The sequence below is a fragment of the Shewanella maritima genome (genome assembly GCF_004295345.1).
Lineage (GTDB): Bacteria > Pseudomonadota > Gammaproteobacteria > Enterobacterales > Shewanellaceae > Shewanella > Shewanella maritima.
The window spans coordinates 2,151,418-2,170,373 of sequence record NZ_CP036200.1 but is presented as its reverse complement, the minus strand read 5'-3'; the positions used below and the strand labels follow the sequence as shown (position 1 = coordinate 2,170,373).

The window sequence follows — 18,956 nt, the reverse complement described above, 5'->3', positions numbered from 1 at the left end:
TTTTAGCTCTTAAAATCCAATCACTATGAATCTAGCATAACATAAGAGAGGGTTTATGCCGTTCTTGGTGCTGTTAAGATTCTAATTCCAAAGTTACATAATGAACTCATCGATTGGCAAGGCAGTTAATAAAAAGCGTTTTGCTAATCCCCAGATTTCAAAATTGACTATGTAATGGCTAGAGGAAGAATCTTATGAAAAACTTCAAACTTAACAAATTAGCAATCGCAGCTATCGCAGTTGCTTCAATCGCATCAGTATCTGCGGCAAACGCATGTTCACGTCTTATTATGGACGGTGGTGAAACTCACGGTGTAACGGTTGCACGTTCATTTGACTGGGGCGGCAGCGAGCTACAATCTATCGCTAAAGCTTACCCTGCAGGTGTTGCTGTTGAAGCATACAAAGTACCAGAGTACAAGAACCCAGCAAGCTGGACGGTAAAACACCACACAGTTGATTACGTTGAAGTTGAAACCTTCCACGGTACTTCCGGTGAAGCCATCAACGATAAAGGTCTTTCAGCATCACTGCTTTATCAAAACCCTTCTGTAGAGTTTGTAAAAGACGCAGCAGATAACGGTGCGCCAACAGTTCATATGTCGCAAATCGTTAACTTCTTGGTGACGCAATTCGCCACTGTTGATGAAGCTGTTAATGCGTTTGAAGCGGGCGAGTTCCAAACAGCATGGAAAACCGGTATTGGCGGGCACCAGCATGGCTTCCACTTCTCTGTGCAAGATAAGTCTGGCGATATCGCGTTATTCCAATTGAATGAAGGCGGTAAAATGGTGGTTCACCGTGGTGACATCAACAGCGACCTGCGCGTAATGGCTAACATGCCGCTTCGCCAAGATATCCTAGAGCATGCGAAAAAATTCGACTTGAACAAAGCAGAAGAGCTACCAAGTGATATCAGCTCGCCATCTCGCTATATTCGTGGCTACCATGCAACTACTCACGCTAAGTTAGACCCTAAAGCTGACTGGGTTGATACTCGCGGTAAAATGAAAGGTATCTTCGACTTTGGTAACAAGGTTCCTCAAGACTTGATTGACCCAACAAACGGTGAGTCATACGCAACTTGGGAAACCTACATCTATAACCTAGAAACAGGTGATACCACTTACTATAACGAAGGTAATGGTTCGCAAATCAACATTAACTTTGCTCAAACAAAAGCCTTTACTGAGCCAATGTGCGCAGACATGTTTAAGCAAGCTCGCGCTGGTGAGAAAATCTCTTGGGGTGAATGTAAGTAAGTTGGAGTATTAATACTTCTACCAATAAAAAAAGCTCGCGCAAATGCGCGAGCTTTTTACTTTTAAAGACCTTTACTGCTTACTTTGCAAAGTGGTTAACCAGTGCACGCAGGCCGTTTAGATCGTAACGCTCTTGTGCCGGAGTCACTGATTTAGGTTGAGAAGATTGTTTACGTCGCCAGCCAATCACAGCACTGCAGTTGGACATCTTCATTCTGTTTAAAAGTGTTTTTGTGAGGTGCGCTTGTTATAGATCAAGTGCCCATACTTGCCCAATGAGATCCTGACCAAAGCTATGGTGAGGCTCTTCTTTGATGAGCTTAAAGCCTGCAGCTTCGTAGATTTTGCGAGCCGAGTGCAAGACAGAGTTAGTCCAAAGTTCAATACGTTGATAGCCCTTAGTGCGTGAGAAGCTAATACACTCATCTACCAATTTTTGGCCCAAGCCTAACCCTCTCGCTGCTTGCTCTACATACAGAAGTCGTAGTTTTGCGGTCGTATCACTTTCACGGACAATGAACACTGAGCCGACAACTTCGCCATTCATTTCCGCTATCCAGCAGCGTTCATATTCTGGATTAAAGTTGACGACAAAGTCGCCGACAATTTGACTAACCAATGCTTCAAATTTCCAATCCCATTGATATTCATTGTTATATAACAATCCCTGTCTGTGGGTTATCCAACCCATGTCTCCAGGTTTGGGTTCACGCAAGCTATATTCTCGTTTGCTTGGTTGCTCTCCTAGCATGCGACGAACTTTCCTAAGGGCAGATACCAACTCAGATCGCTCTTGGTGAGATAAAGTGGAGATCAGCTCACTTATTTCTCGTGAAGATGCACTATCTAACTGGTCAAAAATTTCCTTGCCAGAGTCAGATAGAGATAACACTATTCGTTTCTTATTTTTTGCATCTGGGGCTTTATTTATCAAACCTTGTTGGCTAAGTGCCGAAATCATTCTGCTCAAATAACCTCTATCTATAGATAGTCGTTCAATTAAATCCGCAGCGGCTAAATTTTCGTTGTTTGCCAATTCAAAAAGAATTCTGACTTGTACTAATGGGAAGTTAGAGGCTAACAACCCTTCATCTAATGCACCGACTAACTTAGTGTGAAATCTATTAAAGCTTCGAACTTCATATACAGTTTTGTCTAAATTTGTCATTAATTTCCCTCCCATTAGTATGTTGCTTTTGTCAACATACGTGCTCATGTTGACAAAAGCAACATGTTAATTTTTCTAAAATTGAGTCAAGGGCCATAGTTTGCGGTTATCTTCTATTTTTATCCCGCACGTACAAAGCATGCTGTTGATACTTTGTATACGCAGCGCAGTTGAACTCCCTTTTAGGTTGTCAATGCTCCCTTGGAGTCATCGAATAGAGGGGGCGTCGATTGGTAAGGCGTTAAATTAAAAGCGCTTTTATAATGCTTGGATTGTTAATACTTCTACCAATAAAAAAGCTCGCGCTAATGCGCGAGCTTTTTACTTTTAAGGCCTTTGCTACTTACTTTGCAAAGTGGTTAACCAGTGCACGTAGGCCGTTTAGGTCGTAGCGCTCTTGTGCTGGAGTCACTGATTTAGGCTGAGAAGATTGCTTAACAATGGCTACGTCGCGCTCAACATCGATGTAAATCCATTGGCCGTGAATACCAATCGCCATGAATGCTTCTGCACCTTCTTCATGGCTGACCCACCATTGACCTCGGTAGCTCCATTCACCTGCTGGCATATTGTTGCTTGCATCTGGGCCTTTGCCGAATGCTTCAGTGCTACCACCTGCTGCTAGTTGGTCGATAACCGCTTTTGGCACCACTTGCTCACCATTGAATTGACCATCGTTTAGCATCATTGCGGCAAACTTAGCTAGGTTGTCTGGGCTAGCATTTAAGCCGCCACCTGCTACCGCTAGACCAACTGGGTCAACTAATACATAAGTGTCACCTGTTGTACCTAACTTAGCCCATAGGTCATCTTGAACGAAGTCGGCAAAGGTTGCGCCAGTTGCATTGCCAGTTACCCAGTTTAGCGCGTCAGTTTTTGGTGTTTGGTAGTGGAAAATTTCACCATGTTCTAGTCCTTTTTCCAGCTTAATGTCTTGCAAGAAACCATACATGTTATTTGGGTATGATTTACCTTCTTGCTTAGGTAGCCAGCCAAGCACTGCGCCATACCTTGCAACGTCGGCTTCAGGGTCGGCGTAGTCTTCGTTGTAGTTCATCGAGTTGGTCATATCCATCACTTGTTGAACGGTTGCGCCACCAAAAGCACGGTCTTCGGCTAATTCTGGTACGTACTTAGATACCTTGTCGTTAGGGTTAATCTTACCGTCTTCAACAGCCATCATCGCCGCTAGACCACCGAATGACTTAGTGACTGACATCATTTGGTGTGGTTGGTCTTTGGTCATGCCGTTGCGGTAGTTTTCATAAACAACCTTGCCACCATGTACCACGATGATTGAATCGCCCCAGGTCTCATCCATGAACTGGTCGAAGGTGCGTGCTTCACCGTCTGCGTTGTTCACTTTGATGTTTTCAACTGAGTTGTCGATAGCACGCTCAAGTTCAATAGCTTGCTTAGCAGGTGCAACATCAGTTGATGCGAAGAACTCGCGCATATGTTGGTATGCATAACGGTTGTATGGCACACCAAAGATGGCGTTTTTAGCAGTCACTTGCTTATCGTCAGGAACAACGATGCCACTAACTGGCTGCATGATGCCAAGCTCTTCGTAAGATTTGTATTTGTCTGCACCTTCTAGATCCAATGCAGAAGCGCTCATTGTGATTGATGCGATGACTAGTGCGAGTAGTGTCTTTTTCATGGGATGTACCTTCTGTCGGTTAAATTCGGTAGTGGTTAAATCAAGTTCGCCACTGGGTTATCGTTTTGCTATGGCTCTATTAAACGATAAGTCCGACATGGGTGCGTGTAAGAACCTTTAACCCAGGGTTTAAGGTTTGGGAGATAAGGGGCTTAGCTTTTTCTGAGCAGGTTAGTTGCTTTAAAATTGAGATTAAAGGGGGCTGGAGGATAGTGCTACCTAGATCATTTATGCCCCAAAACGCTTTGGAGTTTCTTCAAATCTCAATTCAAACACTTTTATTTGATCTAATTTTCCTTATCCAGCAAAGTGCTTTTTGGTTGTTGAGCTAGGGGCGTTGAATGTTATTAGAAGAAACAAAGGCTAGGCTGTTAGATGCAAGTGAAACGGCAGAAGGTCTGCTTGCGCAGATTGACGATTTGTATGTTGAGGAAATACAGTCTGAAGATAAGGTCTTGAAAGATGCGTTGTTTCAGCTGCACAACGCAAGAGAGATTGATCTTGTCGAGATAATAAGAGGAGTTGATAAAAGCTCCAATAGATACGATTTTTTCACCATTCTGCACGCCTTTGAAAGTACGTTACCTTCACTAGATGCAAGTGTTGAAGACGTCCTGCGCTGTCTGGTTCATCTCACGCATCAGGCTGGTAGAGACTTGGCTATTGGTGGTGTTTATCAGGCATTTGAACGTTTCTGTAGTGTGGAAGCGCATCGTCCCGGAGATAGTATTGGATTTATCCTTGCGCAGAGTGAGCTAAGTGCATATGCCCCTTTTCTCTCCAGCTCAATCCTCGCATACGGCTCAGATCGTATGACTGATGCTATTCAAACGACAGAAAACCTAATTGCTAATAGAAATGAAATGGTCAGAAGCCAAGCCTATTTTACTTTGGGAAAGCTTGATGTAGATGAAACTCAGGCTAATCTCATTTGGGAGCTACTTAGCGGCAGCGCCGAGGGCGAGCATGAAAGTGACAGCCGTTCTTCGATACTGCGGGCAGTAATTAACTTTGGAGGTGCATTCCCGTCTTACTGGTCGCAGATTGAACATTTTCTACTTAGGTTTGTTGAGGGAGCTCCTCCAGAGGTTCTCTATGTTATATCGCATATTGTTGCTTTTCAGCGAATCGATCTACCGGAGGAGGTTCTAGGGCTTCTGGTAAAACAGTTCGCAAATGTTTCTCCTGAGCATCAAGGCATCATAGATAATGTCGATCATTTGTTGGTCAATCTAGCTAGAAAGGGAGCTTCTTCCCTTGTGCTAGAGCTATTAGAGTCGATTTTGGCTGTGGGCGTGAAGTTCTCCCAATTGGATGACCTTTCCAGAGAATTACTGAGCAAGCACCGAGAGCTACTCAATCACGTCGTGACAAAGTGGTTTTTGTCCGGTGATCGCGTACTTTGTCATGGGGTCTTAGATTTACTTCGTGATGTAACGGGTAAAGATATTGAGCTAAACGCTGACGTAGCAATGCTAGATGATGAAGTGAAGCAAGTGTTTGTTAGCCACAAGGTTGTCGGTTGGCTGTTTACACGACCTATTGCGGCGGCAAGTTTCATTTTATCTATTTCCGAATCAACTTCGAAAACTACACGTGAAGAGCTTGAGCGGCTTTTGTATGAACCCTTGCTTTTAAGTTATCCAAGGGAGCTAAAGCGATTCTTACGATCGTGTATTGATAGGGGCTTTCAAGCACATACATGTGAGCAATTGCTTGCTAAGCTCCAAGCTTATCATTCTGATATTGAAAAAGTTTCTGAGTTAAAAGAGTTGAAGGCCCCCAGAGAAAATATAAGCCTTTATTGGAAAGAATCTAACAAGAGTATGCAGGCGGCTTATGAAGATTCATCAAAAGGATCATTTTTAGATTTGATAGCAACGAAGCAGACGCTCTTATATGGCAATAGCTCATTTTATTACATGCAACTAGGGGATGGAGAGCAAGTACGACAAGAGGTGCAAATGCAGCCTTTTTCCTATTCGACTGAATTGCCGAGGTTAAACGTCTTAGATCCAGAGTCGCTAGATTACACTTTACGAGTTTACCGTTGTGAGAGAATGAAAAATGAAGCTAATTCTTAAGCAATACTTAGCCTCGCTCAAAGAGCGCAAGGAATTGGATGCGGTATTACCAGATCTCTTGAGTTGTATGGGAATGAATGTGTTCATCTCACCTACTCGTGGCGTTAAAGAGTATGGCGTTGATATCGCAGCTGTAGGTCAAGTAAATGGTCTGGAAGAAAAAGTTTATTTGTTTTCGGTAAAGTCTGGAAACCTTACTCGTGAAACCTGGAATGGGAGTACTGACCAAGCGCTTCGACCTTCATTAGATGAGATTCAAGACTCATTTATTCCCAGTCGCCTACCACCTGAACACAGAGATAAAAAAATAGTCATCTGCTTATGTTTTGGTGGGGATGTTAACTCAGGAATTAGGCAGGAGGTCTCAGGCTATGAACATAGGAATACGCGAGAAAATATTTCTTTTGAAGAGTGGAATGGCGATAAGCTTTCAGAGCTTATTCAACAGTACTTGCTGAAAGAAGAGTTGCTGCCTAGCTCCAGTCAGGCTTTATTAAGGAAATCCTTGGCTTTACTTGAAGAACCTGAGAGTTCAAGTAAACATTTCTCACTATTGATTGATGAAGTGTTGTCAAATGCTATTGATGCAGACTCAGTTGCATCGTCCGTAACTCGGGTTAACGTTTGCTTATGGGTTTTATTTTCATGGTGTCGGGGTGGAGGAAACCTAGAAGCTGCATATCTTTCATCGGAGCGAGCATTGCTGCTGGCTTGGGATAAAGTCAAAGATTTCTACACAGGAAGGAATAAACCTTCAAAATCATTCAGCAGTATTTTAGATACGTATAACCAAGTAACTGACTGTTACGTGGACCAATGTTTAATACCCTATGTTAAATTTAAATATGCCCTTTCTCATGCGGTTCAATCACCATGCTCTATTGATGTAAATATTAAACTGTTTGATGTACTCGGTCGCTTGGCGGTCAAAGGGCACTGGACATTGGATTTACTCACAAAAAGTTATGCAGAGAATCCACCAGTAGATGGAGAAAGTGAAGAACAGGAAAGAGTTCGTCTTCGCCTAGAAGAGATAACAAAGTCACTTAATCTCTTGGTTGTTAATAATCCTATGTTGTTGTCTCCGTACAAAGACTCACAGGCAATTGACCTTGGTTTAGCCTTAACCTTGCTTTCAAATAATTCTGCGCTTGATAGGTTTGTACGAAGCTGGCTATCGGAAATTGTCAATAGGTGCACTTTATCTTTCGAGTGTGATGGAATGTATCCAATTGTGCATAATTCTTATGAAAAGCTGCTTGAACATAGAAATATAGATAAGACCGATGGCTATAAGAATAAAGTTACAAAAGCTAGTGTCTTATACCCACTATTAGCTGTTTTTTGTTCTATGCACAAACTAGATTCGGTAAGCCAAAATTTGGAGAAGTTTGCCACGGATAAACTTACACACAGCACTTTACAGTATTGGTATCCAAACCAAGACAGTGAGCAATATATGTACTCTAACTCAGATACGCATGGTTCAGCGTCAACAAACTTTCCAATGAATGGAAGCGAGGCGCTAGAGCACATAAAGCAAGAGTGTGGTAAAGCTGACTCGTTTAAGAGTATGTCAGCTGTTACTAAAGGCAAGGCTCCTTTGGTACTAACAGCTTGTCGCTGCTACCGATATCCAGTTCCTTTTCATTATCTTGAGGACTTATTCAATGAATCTGTGTTTAGCTAAGCATATAACTCACCCTTATCCAGAAATAATTTAGAAAAAGTGCAACCATCCAATAAAAAAGCTCGCGCAAAATGCGCGAGCTTTTCAGTATTTGATTGGTATGGGCTAATGTCTGGCTTTTAGCGCACAGCTCTATACGCGCACCTACTAGCGCATGGTAACAAACTCTTCAGCACCCGTTGGGTGAATTGCGACAACTGCATCAAACTGTGCTTTGGTTGCGCCCATCTTCATTGCGACGCCAAAGCCTTGGAGGATTTCATCCATACCAAAACCGATACCGTGAATACCGACAACCACTTCATCGTCACCTGCGCACACTAGCTTCATTTTGCATGCTTGACGGTGCGCCGTCACTGCGGTGTACATTGAGGTGAAGGTTGAAGTGTATACTTTAACCTTGTCGTCGCCGTATTGCTCAATCGCTTCTGGCTCAGTTAAGCCCATGGTGCCAATGGCAGGGTGGCTAAATACTACAGTTGGGATCAGTGAGTAATCCATCTTCGCATCTGGCATGTCGCCAAATAAGCGCTCTGATAACAGTCGGCCAGCTTTCACTGCAACTGGGGTGAGTTCAACACCGCCTTTCATGATATCGCCAACACAGTAAATGCCTTTTGCGGTAGTGTTTTGCTGTTCATCAACAATCACATAGCCTTTGTCATCTAGCTGTACGTCAGTGTTCTCAATACCAATGTTGCCCGTTGCTGGTGAGCGGCCAATTGCCCAAACTAGGGTATCAACTGTGATGCTTTCACCGTTTTCAAGCTCAAGGGTCAGGCTGCCATCATCATTTTTGACAACTTGTTTTGGAATGCTGTGAGTGTGCAGTGTTGGGCCGTCTGTTGCCATCGCCTCGACCAGTGCATCAGTTAAGATTGGGTCGAAGTTACGTAGCGGTGCATGTTTACGCACAAGTAGGTGAGTTTCGCTACCTAGGGCATGCATGACACCGGCAAGCTCAACGGCAATATAGCCTGCACCGACAACGGCGACTCGTTTTGGCTGCTCGCGCAGCTCAAAGAAACCGTTTGAGTCGATACCATGCTCGGCACCTGGAATGTTAGGAATGGTCGGCGCGCCGCCAGTGGCGATAAGAATATGGTCTGCAGTGTATTGCTCGCCATTCACTTCAATGGTGTTGTTGTTTACGAACTTGCCGTAGCCGTTAAGCAGGGTAACTTTGTTGCTTTCAAAACCACGACCATAAGCTTGGTGAATGCGACCAATATAGGCTTCGCGGCTTTCAACAAGTTTGTTCCAGTCGAAGTTATTTACAGTGACATCAAAGCCGTAGTCTTTGGCGTAGAGGTTCATGGCTTCGGCAACGTGTGCGCCATACCACATGACTTTTTTAGGTACACAACCTACGTTTACACAGGTGCCGCCGACGTGCTGCGCTTCAATCAATAATACTTTCGCTCCGCGCATGGCTGCACGGTTTGCTGAGGCAATGCCGCCACTACCTGCACCTAGGGCGATATAGTCAAAATGTTGAGCCATGATAATCTCCGCTGTTAATCACTTAGTGATGTTTGTATGCACGCCATTGTAAGGGCTGATTAACATTCTCGCTAGAGGGGATTAACATGTAGGGGCTGCAGACCTTTCAAGATTATTTTTGCAACGACTTGTTGGAGGCTTCGAAGAGGCAGCGGTTTTGATGTGTGCTTGCTTCACATGTTAAGTCGTTCATGCAGTTGACATTACAACAAGTGTTGCCTGAAAGGTTCGTTTTAAATCACTTTCTTCTGCGTTGCGAGCCACTGGTTTAGTCGACTAAACGGCATAGCTCGCGCCTTGATTAAAGTGCTTTAAATTCAAACAAATTCTAATCAGCAAAGGTCAGCAGCCCCTAGTAATGCATTAAGACCTTGGTTAGCGGCGATACTGACAGCGAGCGTGGTCGCTTTGCTCTGGCCCAGTGTCGCTGCACTTTAAGCAATTAAACTCTTGTTTGCGCACTGTAAATTCATTGCGGTAATGATCGCCATGACTATCGTTTCTGCGGTGAAGCTTATCGCCTAGATACTTAAGGCGATTAGCTAACCAGCGACAGCTTGGATTGTTGGCAACATAGCTAGTGCTGGATTTCGCTTTGTCTTTAGCTTTAGTGCGGCTTGCTGAAGATTGGGGCTGGTTAAGATTACGTACTCTTGGGTTGGTGAGATAGTCGTCGGCATCAAACTCAAGGCTAGATTGGGTTTGTTCTGGTATTGCGATTGGTTCACCTTGAGCATTGGTAACGCTGCCAAGGGCAAGCTTTTCTTTTGTGGCTTTTGTGTCCAAGCTAGCGCTTGGATCAGTTGATGCTTTCGATGCCTGAATTAGCTGACTTAAATCATCCGCGTGGATAGCCGTTACTGGCATCAATGTTAAGCATAGCGCCAACAAGCGAGTTGCTAGCTTGGCCTTGATACGGGTGAATTTACAAGCGGTAGAAACATGAGTTGTGTTAACACTGGTGGAATAGACAGTTGTCGCTGACATAAGCACTCCTTGCTCGTTAAGCTGCATCCTGCAGGGGGCTTTAAGTGTAGTTCAGCTGTGCTAACTTGCCAGTTGCGGGCAGTGGCGATAACTATCAGTGGCTTATATCAGTGAGGTTGAGCGCTAACAGTCAGTCAGCGTTACCAAGTCATGTTGATACTAAAACCTGCAAAGGTTTCATTGAGCTTGATGTCACTGTCATCAGCATATTCACGTTTAATATCTTCTTGCGCTATGGTGCGACTAATGTGGCCGTTAATAGTTATGCTATCGCTAATGGCGTACGCTAGCTCAGCGCCAAATTGGAAATGATTAGGGCCGTTGTAGTGTTCAGTCGCGTATTGAAAATCAAAACCTTGAATCGCATAAGGCGAGATGGTGAGTTGTTCAGTGGCCTGCCAATGGTGCTGCAAACTAACTTCAACAAAGTAACCGGCATTTTCAGTTGAATACGTGTATTCAACACTAGGTTCAATCCACTTGCTGCCAGTATAGGTTGCGCTGGCAAATAGCTCGTTGTCGGACTCACGCTCATCACCATAAACCTCGACCCTTTGGTAGCCAACACTGGCTTCAATATCAGCACCTAGCTCAATGGCATACTCAAAACCCAGTTGCCATTCAATATAGTGCTGTTGAGCGGCGCGGCCGACTAGCGCATATGTGGTGAGCTTGCCGTCTTGCGCTGAAAACATGCCCCAGCTAATGCCACCATCTTCAAGGTTATTGCGCCCCTCGCTAATGTATTTAGACTCGTAACCTAGGTCGATGCTTACTGCTACAGAACTAGTTTCAACTGCATTGGCTTCAACAGCATTAGTTTCATCCGCATCAGCAGCTTGCGCGTGTGCAATAGGTAGCAGCGTTGCGGTTAGCGCTGCAAAACTGAGAGTTAGCCATGATGAGTTGCTGGTCATCGCTTTACCTTAGGTTGTTGGTGCCAATTGCTACGTGAGATGTTTTGGGTATAGCTTTTATATGAATTGACCTTCTGTGAATAGATAGGCTCTGCATAAACGATTTCGCCCAAATTCACTGTCTTGAAATACTCGGCGGCAATGATAGTTGAATATCGTCAATATCAACGTTTTTTTTGCTCATTTTGCGAGCGAGGTGTTAAATTTTGTATCCCCAGGCTGGTTTTTTAGTTACTAAGTTCTCTTGGCAGCTAAATCGATTAGATTAAGTTGAAAAATCACTTGGCAGCCCTCATGTATTAAGCATTAAGCTAGCATTTACATGAGTTGGCACCTTTTACATATTCATCAAGGGAATCTTATGAGCAATCCACTGCTAAGCGGCAGCGAGTTACCGCAGTTTTCAAAAATCAAACCTGAGCATATTCAAGTTGCTGTTGAGCAAGCGATTGCCAACTGTCGTCAAGCCATTGATGACCTACTCGCCAAAAACACCGCCTACACCTGGGACAACCTTATTGCTCCGCTGGAAGAAGTGGATGACGAGTTAAGCAAAATTTGGTCGCCTGTATCGCATATGAATTCAGTGGTTAGTAACGATGAATGGCGTGAAGCCCACGATGCTTGCCTGCCTTTGCTATCTGATTACGGTACTTATGTGGGTCAGCACCAGGGTTTATATGAAGCGTATAAATCAATTAAAGACTCAGCAGAGTTTGCCAGCCTAACCCAGGCGCAAAAAATGGTCATTGAGCAGAGCTTACGTGACTTTGAGCTATCGGGTATCGGTTTAGCCGATGAGCAAAAAGCGCGTTACGGTGAAATTGTGAAGCGTCTATCAGAGTTAACCAGTGGTTTCTCTAACCAGTTGTTAGATGCCACTCAGGCGTGGACTAAACTTATTACCGATGAAGCTGACCTAGCTGGCTTACCAGAATCAGCTATTGCTGCTGCAAAAGCCATGGCTGAAGCCACCGAGCAGACCGGTTGGTTATTTACGTTAGACTTCCCATCTTACCTACCTGTGATGACTCACAGCGACAAGCGCGAGCTGCGTGAAGAGTGCTACCGCGCCTTTGTGACTCGCGCATCGGACCAAGGCCCAAATGCCGGTGAGTTTGATAACTCAGCCAATATGGATGAAATTGTCGCCCTGCGTCATGAGCTAGCTAATCTGCTTGGTTTTGACAGCTATGCTGATAAGTCTCTTGCGACCAAGATGGCAGAGTCGCCAGCGCAGGTGTTAGGCTTCTTGAACGAGTTAGGTGAGCGCTCAAAAGCCCAAGGTGAAGCTGAACTTGCTGAGCTAAAAGCGTTTGCTAAAGAGCACTACAAGGTTGATGAATTAGCCTCTTGGGATTTGAGCTACTACGCAGAAAAACTGCAACAGCATAAGTATCAAGTGTCGCAAGAAATCCTGCGCCCTTATTTCCCAGAGGATAAAGTGCTATCTGGCCTGTTCTACACGGTTAACCGCCTGTTTGGTCTTAACATTAAAGAAGAAACTGAGTTCGATAAGTGGCACGATGATGTGCGCTTCTTCCATATTTTTGATGCGCAAAATGTACACCGTGGTAGCTTCTACCTTGACCTATACGCTCGCACTGGCAAGCGTGGTGGTGCATGGATGGATGATTGCCGTGGTCGCCGCGTCACCTCAACCGGTCTGCAAAAGCCAGTTGCTTACCTGACATGTAACTTCAATAGCCCAGTTGGTGATAAGCCTGCGCTATTTACCCACGATGAAGTGACCACTTTATTCCATGAGTTTGGCCATGGTATTCACCATATGCTTACTAAAGTTGATGTCGGTGGCGTATCTGGTATTAACGGTGTGCCTTGGGATGCCGTTGAGCTGCCAAGTCAGTTCATGGAAAACTGGTGTTGGGCTGAAGAGGCGCTAGCTGAAATTTCAGGTCATTATGAAACTGGTGAGCCATTGCCAAAAGAGCTGTTAGACAAGATGTTGGCAGCAAAGAACTTCCAGTCGGGCATGATGATGTTACGTCAGCTTGAGTTCTCGCTATTTGATTTCCGTATGCACCATGAGTTTGACGCTGCCAAAGGCGCTAACGTGCAGGGCATTTTAGATGAAGTACGTAGCCAAATTGCGGTTATGACACCGCCAAGCTTTAACCGCTTCCAACACGGTTTTGCACATATTTTTGCTGGTGGCTACGCTGCGGGTTACTACAGCTACAAGTGGGCAGAAGTGTTGTCAGCCGATGCGTTCTCACGTTTTGAAGACGAAGGCATCTTTAATGCGAAAACGGGTCAAGACTTCCTAGAGAACGTGCTGGAAATGGGCGGAAGTGAAGAGCCGATGGAACTATTCAAGCGCTTTATGGGACGCGAACCAAGCATCGATGCGCTGCTTCGCCATAGTGGGATAGCAGCATAGTCTGACGCTTTAACAACGTAATAAAAACCGGCTTTTTAGTCGGTTTTTTTATGGGAGATAGATACTAGTTGGCTACAACTTTAGTTTGTTTTTGTTATCGAAAAACGATAATTAGTTGTCGAGAAAGAGTGGCCTTGTTAGCTTGAGCTTATTCATATTAGCTAGTGCTAAACCTTTAAAGCTCACAGAGGCATACATGGAACGGATCACTCGCCTAAGTCGTTGGATAAATATTTTATTGTTATTGCTGGCAACGCTGCATCTTGCTAGCTACATCACGGTGGTGACTCTAGGGGAGGCGGTCAGTGGCCAGTCTGGTGGCGTTGAATATCAGTTTACCCTTAGCTGGTGGGGATGGTTTGAAAGTTATCTACGTGTCGATTTCTCACCGTCTTGGCAAGGGCTGGTGGCAGATATTAACGCGCAGGGCTTTCATGCAGGGTTGCTTGTAGGGGCGGTCGAGGTACTGCCATATTTGTTTATCTATGGGCTACTCGCGCGCCTGTTTAGTTTATACAGCCAGGGCGAAGTGTTTAGCCGTGCGAACTTTATCTGCTTTACCCGTATCGCCTACGTGTTTTTCGCCTGGGTGCTGTTAAGTCTTTTCTATCCGCTGTTGCTGGTGGTTTTTCTCAGGTTATTTGCTGGTGCAGAGCCGTTGTCTATCTATCTTTCTATTGGTAGCGAAGAAATCAAACTCGCCTTAGTTGGGCTGATTTTCTACTGCGTGGGCTATGTGATGCAACAGGCTCATGAGTTAGACGCTGAAGCTCAGTTAACGATTTAACGGGCTAAGGTGAGCAATATGGCAATCATCATAGAATTAGATGTCATGCTGGCAAAACGCAAAATGAAGTCGACTGAGCTGGCTGAAAAAGTGGGAATTACCCCGCAAAATTTATCCGTGCTACGCAGTGGCCGCGCGAGAGCAATTCGCTTTTCTACTCTGGATGCCATTTGTCAGCACCTGCAATGTCAGCCAGGCGATATTCTTCGCTATCAATCTAATATCTCAATCTCAGATAATAACTAATGGAGCTATCTATGACCGTATGGAAGCGCAAGGCGAATCAATCAATTGCTCAAGCCATGTTGGGCACCGCTTTAATGGCTTTACTTGCAGGTTGCACCTTGAAAATCGACGAGCAGCAATTTATTGCTCGCAGTGATGGGCACACGGCTTACACCCAAGAGTTTGTTGGCGAACTCACGCAGGTAATGGCGCCTAGTCAGGTATCCCAAATCGCCTTCACCACAGAAGATAAGGTCAATCTAAAGGGCTTTTACATCGACAACCCTAACAGCGAAACCATGTTGGTGTTCTTTCAAGGTAATGGTATGAAGGTTGAGCCTCATAGTTTGTCAGTGCTGAGTAAGCTCGCCGAGTTACAAACCGACATTGTGGTAATCGACCGCCGTGGTTTAGGGGCAAGTGAAGGCTCACCTACTATTGATAATTTACTCAGCGACGCACAGGCGCAGCTTGCATACCTGCAGCAAACATATCAGCCAAAGCAGTTGGTGTTACATGGTTATTCACTGGGTAGTTTTATTGCAGGGCAGCTGGCTAAATCTAATCAAATTGATGCCTTGGTGATGCATGGCTCAGCGACCAATGTTGATGATTGGGTGGATGAGAAAACGCCTTGGTATATGCCGTTTGTGGATATCGAAGTGGTAGGCAACTTTAGGCAAGTAGATAACCAGCAAGTCCTTGCCAAGTATTATAAAGGCCCGTTATTGGTCATTGGTGGCGAGAATGATGAAATGGTGCCGGCAGAGCTTTCTGACAAGTTGTATCAAGCCAGTCAGTCAGCCAATAAACAGCTGATTATTGTGCCAGGTGCGACTCACACAAATATGCTAGATGATAAGCAAACCATGGCTAAGTATCAGGCGTTTTTGAATACGATTTAACTCAATCGATTTGTGCTCAAAATTACAAAAAAATTTTAAAAAAATTATGAGTTAATATTTTACTTAAAGCTATTTATATCAGTTGTTTAAGCTTGAGTTCTTACAGGCTAATAGGAATTTTTATAAAAAAAACTAGACTGATAATTTTAAAAATGTTTCTATACACTCGCCTCTCAATTTACCGGGAGGCTTTTTTATGTCTGAAAATCAAAACAACAGTCGCCGCACGTTTGGGCTACTAGTATCAATTACCTTTTCGTTAGCAATGAACCTCATCTTCCTAACGGCTTACAAGCAGCCATTTGATATGTTTAATTGGTTGATGCAGCTGCCACTAACTATTCCTGCAGGAGCTTTGGTTGGCATTGGTGTCAGCGTGTTCATAACTACATATGCTCCAGAATTACCTCATCACTTCAAAGGCTTGCTCTTTAGCTTTCTGATGTCTGTGGTGATGAGCGCTATTATGGTGCCGTTTGCGCTTATTCCAAGGGTTGGATTTGACGTGTTGGTGCTTATTAAAGCTGTCGGCATAGGTGTGCCTGTGGGCATGTTTGTGGCTTATCTTGTTGTGCCTATGTGTAATTGGTTGGTTTTTCGCAAGTATGGAATGCCAAAGCTAGGTTAACCGCTGATCGTTAAGCAACAAAAAAGCGCAAACATTCAGTTTGCGCTTTTTAGTTTGCAGCTGTAGAGCGTTAGATAAGCTAACTTTAGCCTAAGCTAACTTTAACTCAAATTGTTGGCGGTAAAGCACCATATCTTCAATGGTCAGCACTGGCATATTGTGCTTTAAGCCAAACTCTATGATCTCAGGCGTTTTGGCCATGGTGCCATCTTCATTGGTTAGTTCACAAAGTACGCCTGCTGGCTGCAAACCTGCCATCTGCATCAAATCAACCGTGCCTTCAGTGTGACCGCGGCGAGTCATGACTCCGCCTTTACGGGCGCGTAGTGGAAATACATGGCCTGGGCGGGCAAGGTCGGTTGGCTTTGCATCTGGGTTGATTGCAGTTTTAATCGTGGTTACGCGGTCTGCGGCTGACACGCCGGTAGTCACGCCAACTTTGGCTTCAATCGATACAGTAAACGCAGTTTGATTAGCGCTGTTGTTGTTCTCAACCATTGGCGGCAATTCTAGTTTGCTAGCTTGCTCGTCGGTTAAGCATAAGCACACAATGCCGCTGCACTCGCGGATCATCAGTGCCATTTGTTTTGCTGTGAGGTGCTCTGCGCTATAGATGATGTCGCCTTCGTTCTCGCGATCTTCATCGTCTAGCAGTAATACGCCGTTACCTTGCTTAAGTGCAGCGAGGGCTTTTTCAACGCGCTCGATTGGGTCGCCAAAAGGCGCAAGTAGTGATAACTGATCCATGGTTTACTCCAAAAAATATCAAGGATCAGGGCTTTGGAAAGTGGCCAACAGGCCATAGCAAGCGCACTAACAGCGTGAGCTGCTAGTGGTTTTCTATTCTCTTTCATCCGGACTATAACCGTCGGCTCTGGAATATCCCTCAATGTTGGAGGAAGGCACCAGATCTGCTGACCTCGACGTATCGAGCGCTCGCGGGCTGATTATGTGGCAATGCCTGACATAAATTACCGCCGGTGGGGAATTTCGCCCCGCCCTGAGAATTATCCTAATGGCTTATCCATTAGGGGCTTCAATGCTAATGCTTCTGGCTGAGAAAAAACACCCGTATCTATCACATTCTTTATCGTTATTAGGATAGATACTCTAAATTGTTGCTCGCCAGTATGACCTTTGCTAGCCTTGTGCCCCTGACTTAAGGAGTAGTAGTCATGAACTTGTACTTTCGCCTGATTTGGCTGTTTCTGTGGCGTATTCATCGCACTAAACGTATTGGTTTTTTAGATGTAAGCCGTATTAGCTTTCGTGCCTTGCCGCTTGATTGCGACATCAATATGCACCTCACTAATTCGCGTTACCCAGCATTTATGGATTTAGCGCGCACCCACATGATTGCCGAAATGGGCTTTATGAAACGCTTTTTACGCTTGGGTTGGCTGCCGATTGTTAATGCTTCTGAATTCACTTTTATCCGTGATATTAAGCCAATGGAAAAGTTTGAAATTGAGACCAAGATAGTTGGTTGGGATCAAAAGTACTTTTACATTGAGCACCGTTTTGTCACTAAACGTGGCTTGCACTGTATTGTGCATGTGCGTGGTGTGTTCTTGCATAAAGGCAAACAAGTGCCGATTGCAGAACTAGTGCGTGAAGCAGGTTTTGACGGTGAGCAACCACAAATGCCAGCAGAAGTGGTGAAGTGGAAAGAATTCCTACAGCTTAAAAAAGAGCAAAATCTCGCACCTAAATTACAATCTGTACCTGAGCAAGTTGTCGAGCAAGCAAAGAGAGTCGCCTAGGTTCGATAAGCTTAGATAGCAGATACCATTAAATATTGTGGAGCACAAAGTGGCTAAGTTAGAAAAGTTCTCGTCTATTTATCAACGTGCTTGCGAGCGTAAAGGCGGGCCTGATGCGGTTGAATTATTGCTGCCAGACACACTGAGCGCCGCGCAAATAAGCGAGTACAGCGACGCCGAGTTACTATCTGTAATGAGTAAGCGGGTATTTCAAAGCGGCTTTGTGTGGCGAGTGGTTGAGAACAAATGGCCTGAGTATGAGAAAGCCTTTTTCGACTTTGATCCTTTTAAAGTATTGATGTTGTCGCCAGAGCAAATTCAAGATCGCGCAACCAATCCAACGCTTATTCGCCACCAAAAGAAAACTCAGGCGATTGTCGATAACGCTTATATGGTGCAGCAAATGACCCGTGAACACGGCAGTTTTGCTGAGTTTATTGCTCACTGGCCGAGCGATGATATTGTGGGTTTATGGCAAATTCTAAAGCAAAAAGGCGCGCGTTTAGGCGGTAATACAGGGCCGTATTTTTTACGCTCGATAGGTAAAGATACCTTTTTGTTATCGCAAGATGTGCAAGCTTATTTAAAAGCCAATAAGTTAGTCGATAGTGGTTTTACGTCGAAATCAGGGCTTAAGCAAACCCAGAAAGTATTTAATGAGTATCAACAGCAAACGGGTTTAAAACTTGCCGAAATCAGCAAAATCATTTCGCTAAGCGTGGGTGATAACCATATGTAACTTGGTAGAGTTGAAATTATTACTGGCAGAAAGCAGCTTATGATTGCGAGCTCAGGCCGGTGACGCAAGCGATTGAGAACCATCCTTGGTGTCAGAGAATCCCTTAACTGACAAACTTGCTTGAATAAACCGCACTGTTACTGTCTCTGGGCTGGTAAAAGTGCTGCAAGGCAAAGTTTGTTCAAGAAAATACCTCACTAGCATGAGGTATTTTTTTGGCTATTTAGCTATAAA

At 44.6% G+C, this 18,956-nt stretch carries 17 protein-coding genes and 1 riboswitch; of the genes, 10 read left to right on the top strand and 7 right to left on the bottom strand.

The window, feature by feature from the left end:
- Nucleotides 1-194 precede the first annotated feature (194 nt).
- A complete protein-coding gene (locus EXU30_RS09205) occupies nt 195-1,262 on the top strand; it encodes a linear amide C-N hydrolase (protein WP_130599391.1) in 1,068 nt (355 codons plus the stop codon).
- 79 nt (nt 1,263-1,341) lie between these two features.
- Here the strand turns inward: EXU30_RS09205 and EXU30_RS20785 are convergent, their stop codons facing one another.
- The 3 genes from EXU30_RS20785 to EXU30_RS09195 form a co-directional block, all read right to left on the bottom strand.
- Complete coding sequence (locus EXU30_RS20785) at nt 1,342-1,470, bottom strand: hypothetical protein (protein WP_278044727.1); 129 nt, start codon at nt 1,468-1,470, stop codon at nt 1,342-1,344.
- A 39-nt stretch (nt 1,471-1,509) separates the two neighbouring features.
- Nucleotides 1,510-2,430 carry a bifunctional helix-turn-helix transcriptional regulator/GNAT family N-acetyltransferase gene (locus tag EXU30_RS09200; RefSeq protein ID WP_130599389.1) on the bottom strand — a complete coding sequence of 307 codons (921 nt, stop codon included), beginning with the start codon at nt 2,428-2,430 and terminating at the stop codon, nt 1,510-1,512.
- 343 nt (nt 2,431-2,773) lie between these two features.
- On the bottom strand, nt 2,774-4,093 hold the full coding sequence (locus EXU30_RS09195; protein WP_130599387.1) for a serine hydrolase domain-containing protein: 1,320 nt from the start codon (nt 4,091-4,093) through the stop codon (nt 2,774-2,776).
- 341 nt (nt 4,094-4,434) lie between these two features.
- Between EXU30_RS09195 and EXU30_RS09190 the strand changes: the two genes are divergently transcribed.
- Both EXU30_RS09190 and EXU30_RS09185 read left to right on the top strand, forming a co-directional pair.
- On the top strand, nt 4,435-6,177 hold the full coding sequence (locus EXU30_RS09190) for a hypothetical protein (protein ID WP_130599385.1): 1,743 nt from the start codon (nt 4,435-4,437) through the stop codon (nt 6,175-6,177).
- On the top strand, nt 6,161-7,867 hold the full coding sequence (locus tag EXU30_RS09185) for a hypothetical protein (RefSeq protein ID WP_130599383.1): 1,707 nt from the start codon (nt 6,161-6,163) through the stop codon (nt 7,865-7,867). Before EXU30_RS09190 ends, EXU30_RS09185 begins: the two co-directional genes overlap by 17 nt.
- 147 nt (nt 7,868-8,014) lie before the next feature.
- Here EXU30_RS09185 and gorA read toward each other — a convergent pair whose 3' ends face one another.
- The 3 genes from gorA to EXU30_RS09170 all read right to left on the bottom strand — a co-directional run bounded on the left by gorA (nt 8,015) and on the right by EXU30_RS09170 (nt 11,274).
- Entirely contained in the window at nt 8,015-9,370 is a 1,356-nt protein-coding gene (gorA, locus tag EXU30_RS09180) for a glutathione-disulfide reductase (protein ID WP_130599381.1), read from the bottom strand.
- Between the two features lie 375 nt (nt 9,371-9,745).
- Nucleotides 9,746-10,357: a hypothetical protein gene (locus EXU30_RS09175; RefSeq protein WP_130599379.1), complete on the bottom strand. Its 612-nt coding sequence runs from the start codon at nt 10,355-10,357 to the stop codon at nt 9,746-9,748.
- Nucleotides 10,358-10,497: 140 nt separating this feature from the next.
- Complete coding sequence (locus tag EXU30_RS09170) at nt 10,498-11,274, bottom strand: hypothetical protein (RefSeq protein ID WP_130599377.1); 777 nt, start codon at nt 11,272-11,274, stop codon at nt 10,498-10,500.
- A 361-nt stretch (nt 11,275-11,635) separates the two neighbouring features.
- Between EXU30_RS09170 and prlC the strand changes: the two genes are divergently transcribed.
- From prlC to EXU30_RS09145, 5 genes are all read left to right on the top strand, one after another.
- A complete protein-coding gene (prlC, locus tag EXU30_RS09165; protein WP_130599375.1) occupies nt 11,636-13,675 on the top strand; it encodes an oligopeptidase A in 2,040 nt (679 codons plus the stop codon).
- Nucleotides 13,676-13,871: 196 nt separating this feature from the next.
- Nucleotides 13,872-14,462 carry a DUF2975 domain-containing protein gene (locus tag EXU30_RS09160; protein ID WP_130599373.1) on the top strand — a complete coding sequence of 197 codons (591 nt, stop codon included), beginning with the start codon at nt 13,872-13,874 and terminating at the stop codon, nt 14,460-14,462.
- 18 nt (nt 14,463-14,480) lie between these two features.
- Nucleotides 14,481-14,708 carry a helix-turn-helix domain-containing protein gene (locus EXU30_RS09155; RefSeq protein ID WP_130599371.1) on the top strand — a complete coding sequence of 76 codons (228 nt, stop codon included), beginning with the start codon at nt 14,481-14,483 and terminating at the stop codon, nt 14,706-14,708.
- Between the two features lie 11 nt (nt 14,709-14,719).
- On the top strand, nt 14,720-15,592 hold the full coding sequence (locus EXU30_RS09150) for an alpha/beta hydrolase (RefSeq protein ID WP_130599369.1): 873 nt from the start codon (nt 14,720-14,722) through the stop codon (nt 15,590-15,592).
- A 196-nt stretch (nt 15,593-15,788) separates the two neighbouring features.
- Complete coding sequence (locus EXU30_RS09145; protein WP_130599367.1) at nt 15,789-16,220, top strand: DUF2798 domain-containing protein; 432 nt, start codon at nt 15,789-15,791, stop codon at nt 16,218-16,220.
- A 90-nt stretch (nt 16,221-16,310) separates the two neighbouring features.
- On the opposite strand, the gene ribB is transcribed toward EXU30_RS09145, so the two are convergent.
- Nucleotides 16,311-16,967 (bottom strand): 3,4-dihydroxy-2-butanone-4-phosphate synthase, encoded by a 657-nt coding sequence (gene ribB, locus EXU30_RS09140; protein WP_130599365.1) that lies wholly within the window; start codon nt 16,965-16,967, stop codon nt 16,311-16,313.
- A 91-nt stretch (nt 16,968-17,058) separates the two neighbouring features.
- A riboswitch (FMN riboswitch) is annotated at nt 17,059-17,232 on the bottom strand.
- A 163-nt stretch (nt 17,233-17,395) separates the two neighbouring features.
- On the opposite strand from ribB, the gene EXU30_RS09135 reads away from it, so the two are divergent.
- Nucleotides 17,396-17,983, top strand: a complete 588-nt coding sequence (locus EXU30_RS09135; RefSeq protein WP_130599363.1) for a thioesterase family protein — start codon at nt 17,396-17,398, stop codon at nt 17,981-17,983.
- 49 nt (nt 17,984-18,032) lie between these two features.
- A complete protein-coding gene (locus tag EXU30_RS09130; RefSeq protein WP_130599361.1) occupies nt 18,033-18,722 on the top strand; it encodes a DNA-3-methyladenine glycosylase I in 690 nt (229 codons plus the stop codon).
- Nucleotides 18,723-18,956 lie beyond the last annotated feature (234 nt).

Coding starts and splice junctions, on each gene's coding strand:
- EXU30_RS09205 (WP_130599391.1), top strand. CDS start 195: ATGAAAAACTTCAAACTTAACAAATTAGCAATCGCAGCTATCGCAGTT.
- prlC (WP_130599375.1), top strand. CDS start 11,636: ATGAGCAATCCACTGCTAAGCGGCAGCGAGTTACCGCAGTTTTCAAAA.
- EXU30_RS09185 (WP_130599383.1), top strand. CDS start 6,161: ATGAAGCTAATTCTTAAGCAATACTTAGCCTCGCTCAAAGAGCGCAAG.
- EXU30_RS09135 (WP_130599363.1), top strand. CDS start 17,396: ATGAACTTGTACTTTCGCCTGATTTGGCTGTTTCTGTGGCGTATTCAT.
- EXU30_RS09170 (WP_130599377.1), bottom strand. CDS start 11,274: ATGACCAGCAACTCATCATGGCTAACTCTCAGTTTTGCAGCGCTAACC.
- EXU30_RS09195 (WP_130599387.1), bottom strand. CDS start 4,093: ATGAAAAAGACACTACTCGCACTAGTCATCGCATCAATCACAATGAGC.
- EXU30_RS09145 (WP_130599367.1), top strand. CDS start 15,789: ATGTCTGAAAATCAAAACAACAGTCGCCGCACGTTTGGGCTACTAGTA.
- EXU30_RS09160 (WP_130599373.1), top strand. CDS start 13,872: ATGGAACGGATCACTCGCCTAAGTCGTTGGATAAATATTTTATTGTTA.
- EXU30_RS09150 (WP_130599369.1), top strand. CDS start 14,720: ATGACCGTATGGAAGCGCAAGGCGAATCAATCAATTGCTCAAGCCATG.
- ribB (WP_130599365.1), bottom strand. CDS start 16,967: ATGGATCAGTTATCACTACTTGCGCCTTTTGGCGACCCAATCGAGCGC.
- gorA (WP_130599381.1), bottom strand. CDS start 9,370: ATGGCTCAACATTTTGACTATATCGCCCTAGGTGCAGGTAGTGGCGGC.
- EXU30_RS09155 (WP_130599371.1), top strand. CDS start 14,481: ATGGCAATCATCATAGAATTAGATGTCATGCTGGCAAAACGCAAAATG.
- EXU30_RS09200 (WP_130599389.1), bottom strand. CDS start 2,430: ATGACAAATTTAGACAAAACTGTATATGAAGTTCGAAGCTTTAATAGA.
- EXU30_RS09190 (WP_130599385.1), top strand. CDS start 4,435: ATGTTATTAGAAGAAACAAAGGCTAGGCTGTTAGATGCAAGTGAAACG.
- EXU30_RS20785 (WP_278044727.1), bottom strand. CDS start 1,470: ATGTCCAACTGCAGTGCTGTGATTGGCTGGCGACGTAAACAATCTTCT.
- EXU30_RS09175 (WP_130599379.1), bottom strand. CDS start 10,357: ATGTCAGCGACAACTGTCTATTCCACCAGTGTTAACACAACTCATGTT.